6 protein-coding genes are annotated in these 7,692 nt (G+C 72.8%); 1 reads left to right on the top strand and 5 read right to left on the bottom strand.

Annotation, left to right across the window (positions count from 1 at the left end; translation table 11 throughout):
• Positions 1–248: 248 nt before the first annotated feature.
• The 5 genes from AB0M88_RS14040 to AB0M88_RS14020 all read right to left on the bottom strand — a co-directional run bounded on the left by AB0M88_RS14040 (position 249) and on the right by AB0M88_RS14020 (position 6,179).
• Positions 249–536: an Lrp/AsnC ligand binding domain-containing protein gene (locus tag AB0M88_RS14040; protein WP_364100547.1), complete on the bottom strand. Its 288-nt coding sequence runs from the start codon at positions 534–536 to the stop codon at positions 249–251.
• 561 nt (positions 537–1,097) lie between these two features.
• Positions 1,098–1,934, bottom strand: a complete 837-nt coding sequence (locus AB0M88_RS14035) for a sugar phosphate nucleotidyltransferase (protein WP_364100544.1) — start codon at positions 1,932–1,934, stop codon at positions 1,098–1,100.
• Positions 1,931–2,383, bottom strand: coding sequence for an NUDIX domain-containing protein (locus AB0M88_RS14030; RefSeq protein WP_364100562.1), 453 nt, complete (start codon positions 2,381–2,383; stop codon positions 1,931–1,933). The genes AB0M88_RS14035 and AB0M88_RS14030 overlap by 4 nt, the downstream gene beginning before the upstream one ends.
• A 71-nt stretch (positions 2,384–2,454) precedes the next feature.
• Complete coding sequence (locus AB0M88_RS14025; protein ID WP_364100541.1) at positions 2,455–4,272, bottom strand: HD domain-containing protein; 1,818 nt, start codon at positions 4,270–4,272, stop codon at positions 2,455–2,457.
• 107 nt (positions 4,273–4,379) lie between these two features.
• Entirely contained in the window at positions 4,380–6,179 is a 1,800-nt protein-coding gene (locus AB0M88_RS14020; RefSeq protein ID WP_364100538.1) for a DEDD exonuclease domain-containing protein, read from the bottom strand.
• Positions 6,180–6,295: 116 nt separating this feature from the next.
• On the opposite strand from AB0M88_RS14020, the gene AB0M88_RS14015 reads away from it, so the two are divergent.
• Positions 6,296–7,663 carry an NYN domain-containing protein gene (locus AB0M88_RS14015; RefSeq protein WP_364100535.1) on the top strand — a complete coding sequence of 456 codons (1,368 nt, stop codon included), beginning with the start codon at positions 6,296–6,298 and terminating at the stop codon, positions 7,661–7,663.
• The last annotated feature ends 29 nt before the right edge of the window (positions 7,664–7,692 follow it).

Here is a 7,692-nt window from a genome sequence, read left to right as displayed (position 1 = left end):
CTTCGAGCGGGGCCTTTCCCGTACGCGAGAACGGGCCCGGCGGGTCACCTCAGGCGCACTCAGTCGCCGCCGCGCGCTCGGTAGGCGTTTTCGAGGACGCTCAGCTGCTGCCGGGCGGCGGGCCGGTGCTGCGGGGACGCTCAGCTGCCACTGGGCGGCGGGCCGATGCTTCGGAGACGCTCAGTGGCGGCCGGGCGCTTTTCGTGATCGCTCGGTCGGCTCCGGACGCGCGGGTGCTTTCGGGACGCTCAGTCGGCGTCGGGCAGGCCGATCGCGAAGGTGTCTTCCAGGTCGTGCTTGGAGTAGGCGCGGAAGGCGATGTGGGACTCGGTGCCGACCACGCCGGGGGTCTTCGAGATGCGGCCGGCGATCACGTCGGCGATCTCCTCGAAGCGGGCGACCCGGACGATCGCGATGAGGTCGACGTTGCCGGCCACCGAATAGACCTCGCTGACGCCGTCCAGGGCGGCGAGGGCCTCGGCGACCTCGGGGATCGAGTCGGTGGCGCAGTCGATGTGCACGATCGCGGTGTTCACCTGGCGGGCTCCTCAGCTGTGAGGGCGGGATGGATGCTGACCATGCTATCCACGGCCGGGCCCGGCCGAACGCGCGACTGCACGCGGGCCGGCTGCGAACTGCGCAGAGCGGCGCCGGGCGGGGTGCGGACTGCGTCGGGCCGCGCGGGGCGGTGCCGACTGCGCAGTGCGGCGCGGGACCGGCTGCGAACTGTGCCGGGCCGTGCGGGGCCGGGTGCGAAGTGCACAGAGCGGCGCCAGGCCGGGTGCGGATTGTGCCGGGCCGCGCGGAGGCGGGTGCAAAGTACGCAGAGCGGCGCCAGACCGGGTGCGGACTGCGTCGGGCCGCGCGGGGGCGGGTGGGAACTGCGAAGAGCCGGTGCGAAGAGCCGCGCTGGGTCGGTGCGAGCTGCGCTGAGCCGGTGCGAGCTTGGGTGCGCGGAGCCGGCGTAAGGACGGCGCCGGGGCCGGCGTCAGGGCGGCGCGGGGTCGGCGTCAGGACGGCGCGGGGCCGGCATCAGGGCGGCGCGGGGCCGGCGTCAGGACGGCGCGGGGCCGGCGTCAGGACGGCGCCGGGCGTGCCTAAAGACGGGGCGGGGCTGATGCGAAGACGGGCGGTCGCCCGGGAGCGAAGATCGCGTCGGTGGCTGGCGACGCCACCTCGGCGTCCGGCCATACGACGCAACGCGTGATCGGGGCGCGAACCCGGGCGTGCGCGCCGACCACCGACTCGACGACCGGGGCGGTGACCGAGGCGTCGGCGGCGATCAGGCTGCCGCCGCCGGCCGCGTGCCGGTTGGCCGCCAGGTAGTCGGCCGGGGTGCCGGTGTCGATGTATATCCCGTCGTAGGCGATCAGCTCCAGGTCGCCGGCCGTCTCCGCCGGGCGCCAGACCGTGCGTACGAGATCGGCCTTGGTCTCCTCCAAGCGGAGGAGATAGCGCCAGGGGATGAGCGACAGGCCGGCGAAGCGCCGGCCCGAGAAGCCGCCGGTGTCGCCCGGCGGCACCGGCTTGGTCAGCATCCGCACCGAGTCGCCGCGCCAGCCGTCGAGCAGCGCCGCCACGTCCTTTCCCGGTTCGCGGGCCGGGTCGGCGAGGTAGCCGTCGGCGTTGCCGACGAGGGCGCCCCGCCCGTCGATCCAGCCGCGCAGGCGGGCGACGCCGCCGGAGGTGCCTAGCGGCCCCTCCGGCTCCACCGAGACATGGGCCCGGTCGCCCACGTGCCTCACGATCTGCTCCTTGAGGTACGCGGCGTTGACCGCGGCCGGCAACCCCAGCCCGTCGAAGCGGGCCAGGCCGCGGTCGAGCAGGGGCACGTTGCCGACTGGGCACAGTGCCTTGGGCAGCAGCTCGGTGAGGGGCCGCAGGCGTACGCCCTCGCCGGCGGCCAGGAGGACGCCGCACACCTCGGGGGTCATGACGCGCGCGGGCCCATGCCGAAGCGGCCGAGCAGCGCGGCCGTGCCGTGGGCCAGGCGGGGCAGTTCGTCGATCGGGAACCAGGCCGCTTCGAGCACCTCGCCGCCGTCGACCTTCAGTTCGGTGGTCGACGCGGGCACCTCGGCGAACCAGATGGTGTCGACGACGCCGACGGTGTGGACGATCGCGTTGGGCACGCCGGGTGAGAGGTCGTCGGGGTCGAGGCGGATGCCGGATTCCTCGTACAGCTCGCGGGCTGCTCCGGCGGCCGGGCGTTCGCGGTGTTTGAGCAGGCCGGCCGGGAGGCCCCAGCCGCGGCCGGGTGGTTGGCGCAGCAGGAGCAGGCGGCCCGGGTCGCCGGCTTCGGAGTCGCGCACGATGGTCACGGCTCCGACCACGTAGCGCGGGGCGACCAGCCGGGCGATGCGCCGCCGCACGGAACTCGGCATCCGGTAGAACGTCCGGTAGGCGTAGGCGCGGACTGGCCGAGGAAAATTCACCTCTTAAGGCTACCGAGGGGTCAGTCGGGGTGGTCGACGAGGGCGATGAGCTGCTCGACCACGGCGTCCGGTTCGAGCGTGCGCTCGCAGACCGCGACCAGCATCGTCTCGAGGTCGGGGTAGCCCAGTTCCTCGGCCAGCCGGCGCAGCGGCACCTCGCTGGCCAGCCCGCGGTCGTGTTTGCGCAGGGTCAGCCCGATCGTCGCCCGGCCCAGCCGCACCTTGTCGGCGATGCTCATGCCGGGCTCGTTCTTCTCGTCGAAGTAGCGGTTGATCTGCATTTGCGCCTGGCTGGATTTCACGAATCCGAGCCATTCGCGGCGCGGGCCGCGGGGCGTGCTGGGTTCGGCCTCGGTGGGGCCCCCTCTTGTCGAAGTTCGGGTTGTGGCAGGGGAGCCGTCGGAGAAGATCTCGACCACGTCGCCGTCGCGCAGCTGCGAGCTGAGCGGGGCCAGCCGGCCGTTGATCGTGGCCGCCAGGCACTGGTCGCCCTTCTGGGTGCTCAGCTCGTAGGCCAGGTCGACCGGGGTGGAGCCGCTCGGCAGCTCGAACGAGTGCCCGTGGGCGAAGACGGTGATCTGGGCCTCGGCGAGGTCGCAGCGCAGCGAGGCGAGGAACTGGCCGGCGTCGGTGTCCTGCTGCCAGTCGAGCACGCGGCGCAGCCAGGTCAGCTGGTCGGCGCCGGACGACTCGGCGGTCTCGGCGTATTTCGGGTAGCGGTAGCCGGTGGCCACGCCGTATTCCGAGTAGCGGTGCATCTGCTGGGTGCGGATGAGCACCTCGACCAGGCGGCCGTCGGGGCCGGTCACCGTGGTGTGCAGCGAGCGGTAGAGGTTGTTTTTCGGCGAGGCGATGAAGTCTTTGAAGCGGCCGGCGACCGGGCGCCACTGGCCGTGGATCGCGCCGAGCGCGGCATAGCAATCGGTCTCGGGGCCGTCGACCACGACCGCGATGCGGGGCAGGTCGAGCGGGACGGTGTGGCCGCCGGCGACCGTGTCCTTCCAGATCGAGTAGTAGTGCCGGGGGCGTGGGGTCACCTCGGCGTCGACCCGGGAGCGGCGCAGCGCGGTGCGGGCCTTGGCGCTGACCTCGTTGAGGTATTCGTCCCAGCCGGGGCGGTTTTTCACGTGGTCGTCGATGCGCGCGTAGGAGTCGGGCTCGAGGTGGTAGAGCACGACGTCGTCGAGGTCGCGCTTGAGGGCCTGGATGCCGAGCCGGTCGCAGAGCGGGACGAGCACGTCGAGCGTGGCGGTGGCGATGCGGGCCCGGGAGGCGGGGGAGCGGGCGTCGAGCGTGCGCATGTTGTGCAGGCGGTCGGCCAGCTTGATCACCAGGACCCGGACGTCCTTGCCGGCCGCCACGATCATCTTGCGGATCGTCTCGGCCTCGGCCACCTTGCCGTAGAACGCCTTGTCGAACTTGGTCACGCCGTCGACCAGGTGGGTCACCTCGGGCCCGAAGTCGCTGTGCAGCGCCTCCAGCGTGTATTGCGTGTCTTCCACCGTGTCGTGCAGCAGGGCGGCGACCAGGGTGGTCGTGTCCATGCCCAGCTCGGCACAGATCTGCGCGACCGCGACCGGGTGCGTGATGTAGGGATCGCCGGACTTGCGCATCTGACCGCGGTGCATGTTTTCCGCGATCACGTAGGAGCGGCGGAGCACGCCCGCGTCGGCCGACGGGTGGACCGTGCGGTGGGTGCGCGTCAGGACGGTGACGGGATCGTCGTCGTTGCCCTGAAAGCTCAGAAAGGAACGGAGACGCTGCGTGAGCGTCTGGTCGCCAGGTGAGGCCGGGAAGGCACGTCCAAGGGCGGCGCCGTGGCCGGCGTCGACGTCCACTGGACACCCCCTCACCGATCGTCCAACCGTCACGGCGAGTCGCCGCTGTGGACTACCTGGCAAATCGTTGTGAACTCACCCGAATCTGCCCGGGCAATCCACTTGCCTTACAGCCTAAGCGAGCGGGCGTCATCCGAACGGTCAGTTACGGATGAGCGAACGGACGAGTCTTTGCCCGAAGCCGCCGTCTCAGCCTTGCTGAGCAGGCTAGTAAAGCGCGCGGCGCCACGAACCGGTGACACCCAGTCGCCAGAGGTTTCCACCAACCGGGTGTCGGGGCGTTCGAGCCAGGCGAGGATCCGCTCCGTCTCCTCGGCCGAGGCGGCCGGCACCGGGCCCGGTCCGGGTAGGACCGTCTCGGCGGTCAGTCGGACCATGTCGAGGGTCGGCCGGGGGTGCTGATAGGGCGCCGAGGTGGCGGCCGCCGCGAGCCGGCCGTGCCGGACCACGATGATCTCCCACCCGCCGATCTGATCGCGCCGGGCCGCGACCATCTCGGCCAGCCGGGTCACGGCGCTCAGCCGCTGCATGCGCACGGTGGCCCGGAGCAGCGCGATCAACCGGGACCGGATCACCGCCGCCTCCTCGTAGCGCTGCCGGCCGGACAGCACCTCGATGCGGTCCATCAGGGCCGCGACCACCGGCTCGGGGTCGCCGGTGGTCGCCGTGCTGAACGGCAGGGCGGCGCGGAGGGCGTAGTCCTCCGGGGTGATCCGGTGTTCGCACGGGGCCGGGCACTTGCCCAGCTCGGCCAGGGCGCAGGCCGGGGTGATCGTGCGCACCGACAGGTTGTGGGTGCACTGCCGCAGCGGGACGGCGTCATAGACCCCGGCCGCCGCGAGCTCGGCCGTGCGCCGGGACGAGAACGGGCCCAGATAGGCCGCGCCGTCGTCGGCCAGCCGGCGCACCACCGACAGTCGCGGATAGGCCTCCTCGGTCAGCTTGAGCCAGACCACCCGCTCGGGATGTTTCGACCGGCGGTTGTAGGGCGGCGAGTGGGCCGCGATCAGCCGCAGCTCACGGACCTCGGCCTCGAGCGAGTGGGCGCACTCCACCGCCTCGACCCGGGTCGCCGCGCCGAGCATCTCGGAGATGCGGGCCCGCTTCTCGCTGGCCGTGAAATAGCTGCGCACGCGGGTCGCGATGTCCTTGGACGTGCCCACATAGAGCGGGCGGTCGTCGGCGGCACGGAACACATAGACCCCGGGCGCGTGCGGCAGGCCCTCGGCCAGGTGCCGCTGGCGGCGCTGGTTGGGCGTGACCGCCTTGGCGAACTCGATCGCGTCGCCGAGCGTGTGCACCCGGAAACTGCCCAGCCGCTCGATCAGGCCGTGCAGCACGTCGACGGTCGCCTTGGCGTCGTCGAGCGCCCGGTGGGTGGGCTGCACCTCGGCGTGGAAGAAATGGGCCAGCGTGGCCAGCTTGCGGTTGGGCACCTCGTCGCGGGTCAGCGCCCGCCGGGCCAGGGCCGCCGTGTCGAGCACCCGCAGCTGGGGCCACGGGTAACCGTGCCGGGCGCAGGCCGCCTTGAGGAAGCCGACGTCATAGGGCGCGTTGTGGGCGACCAGGACCGCGCCGCGCAGGAACTCCAGCAGGGGCGGCAGCACCGACTCGATCGGCGGGGCGGGCGCCAGCATCGACTCGGTGATGCCGGTCAGGACGGTGATGAACGGCGGAACCGGCTCACCGGGGTTGACCAGGGTGCCGAACTCGCCCAGCCGCTCACCGGCTCGCACCTTGACCGCGCCGATCTCGGTGATGCCGGCCCCGTCGGCCGCGCCGCCGGTGGTCTCCAGGTCGAGCACCACGAACGTCGTGTCGGCCAGCGACAGGGCGGCCGGATCGACCGAGCCGTCGGCACTGAGGAACGTGTCCAGAGTGCCCTGGACGTATGCGGGTTGTGCCACGGCGGGGAGATTAGAGCGGGGGTATGACAAGAACTCCCTGGCGCCCGGTTGGGCCGCCTGAAAAGATCACTTGCTTCCGCAAGCTTTTCCCCTGCCCACGGTGTGAGAATAGGTAGATGTCCGCGCCGCTTCCGTTCGACGACCGCCCCGTAGAGGAGGCGGCGACCGACGCGGACTTCGTTCCCGAGCCGGTGCTTCCCGAGCCGGTCCGCCAGCGGATCACGGCCCTGGCCGCGGCCTCGCTGCCCGGCCTGCCGGCCGACGAGATCCCGGTCGCCCTGCGACGGGTCGCCCGTTTCGCCCCCAATCGCCGGGCCCGGCTCGGCGGTCGCGAGATCGCTGCCCAGCTCGCCTCCGACCCGCTGTTCCGACAGCGGGTCGGCGCCCGCGTGATGACCGAGGCCGGCGACCTGGGCGCGGCCGTGACCGACGGCATGGCCCCGGCCGCCGCCGACCCGGTCGAGGTCGCCGCGCTGGCCTACCTGGGGCGTCCGGTGGGCTGGCGTGACCTGATCGACCAGGCCGGCGACGCGGTCCGGGCCGAGGCCGACAGCGCCGCGGTGGCCGGTCAGGTGCGTGACGCCGAGCACCGGGCGGCGCGGGCCGAGCACGACCGGGCGGTCGCCCGGGTCGAGGCCGACAAGCTGCGCGACGAGCTGGCCCGGGTCCGCGAGGAGCTCGGCCAGCTGCGCGAGGAGTCCCGCGCCACCGGCAAGGCGCTGCGCGAGGCCCAGGCGGCGCAGAAGCGCGCGAGCGACCTGCTGGCCACCGAGAAGGGGCGCGCGTCGCGCATCGCGGCCGATCACGAGGCCGAGGTACGCCGCCTGAAGACCCGCCTGGCCGACGCCGAGGCCGCCGCCGCGACCGGCAAGCAGCAGGCCAAGGACGCCCGGGCGGTCGACGACGCCCGCCTGTGGCTGCTGCTCGAGACGATCGGGCAGGCCGCCTCGGGCCTGCGCCGGGAGCTGGCGCTCGGCCCGCAGGACCGGCTGCCCGCCGACTTCGTGGCCGACACCTCGGCCGAGCGGCCGGGCTCGCCCGAGCGTTCCCGGGCCCGCGCCCAGGACACCGACGACCCGGGCCGGCTCGACCAGCTGCTCGCGCTGCCCCGCGCCCACCTGATCGTCGACGGCTACAACGTGACGAAGCGCGGTTTCGCCGAGATGTCGCTCGAGCAGCAGCGCAAGCGGCTGATCACCGGCCTGGGCGGCATCGCGGCGCAGACCGGCGACGAGATCACGGTCGTGTTCGACGGTGCCGAGCGGGTGCACGGCCTGCCGCCGGCTCCCCGGGGCGTACGCGTGCTCTTCTCCCACAAGGGCGACACCGCCGACGAGCTGATCCGCCAGCTGGTGCGGGCCGAGCCGCCGGGGCGGCCGATCGTGGTCGTCTCGTCCGACCGCGAGGTGGCCGACGGGGTGCGCCGGCACGGGGCCTATCCGATGGGCGCCGACTCCCTCCTACGCCGCCTGGCCAGGTCCTGAGCGTTTTTGTCATACCCCCCTCCTAGCTT

Source organism: Actinoplanes sp. NPDC051411, from assembly GCF_040682075.1.
Lineage (GTDB): Bacteria > Actinomycetota > Actinomycetes > Mycobacteriales > Micromonosporaceae > Actinoplanes.
The sequence above is the reverse complement of the archived record's forward strand: the minus strand, read 5'-3'. Positions and strand labels throughout refer to the sequence as shown.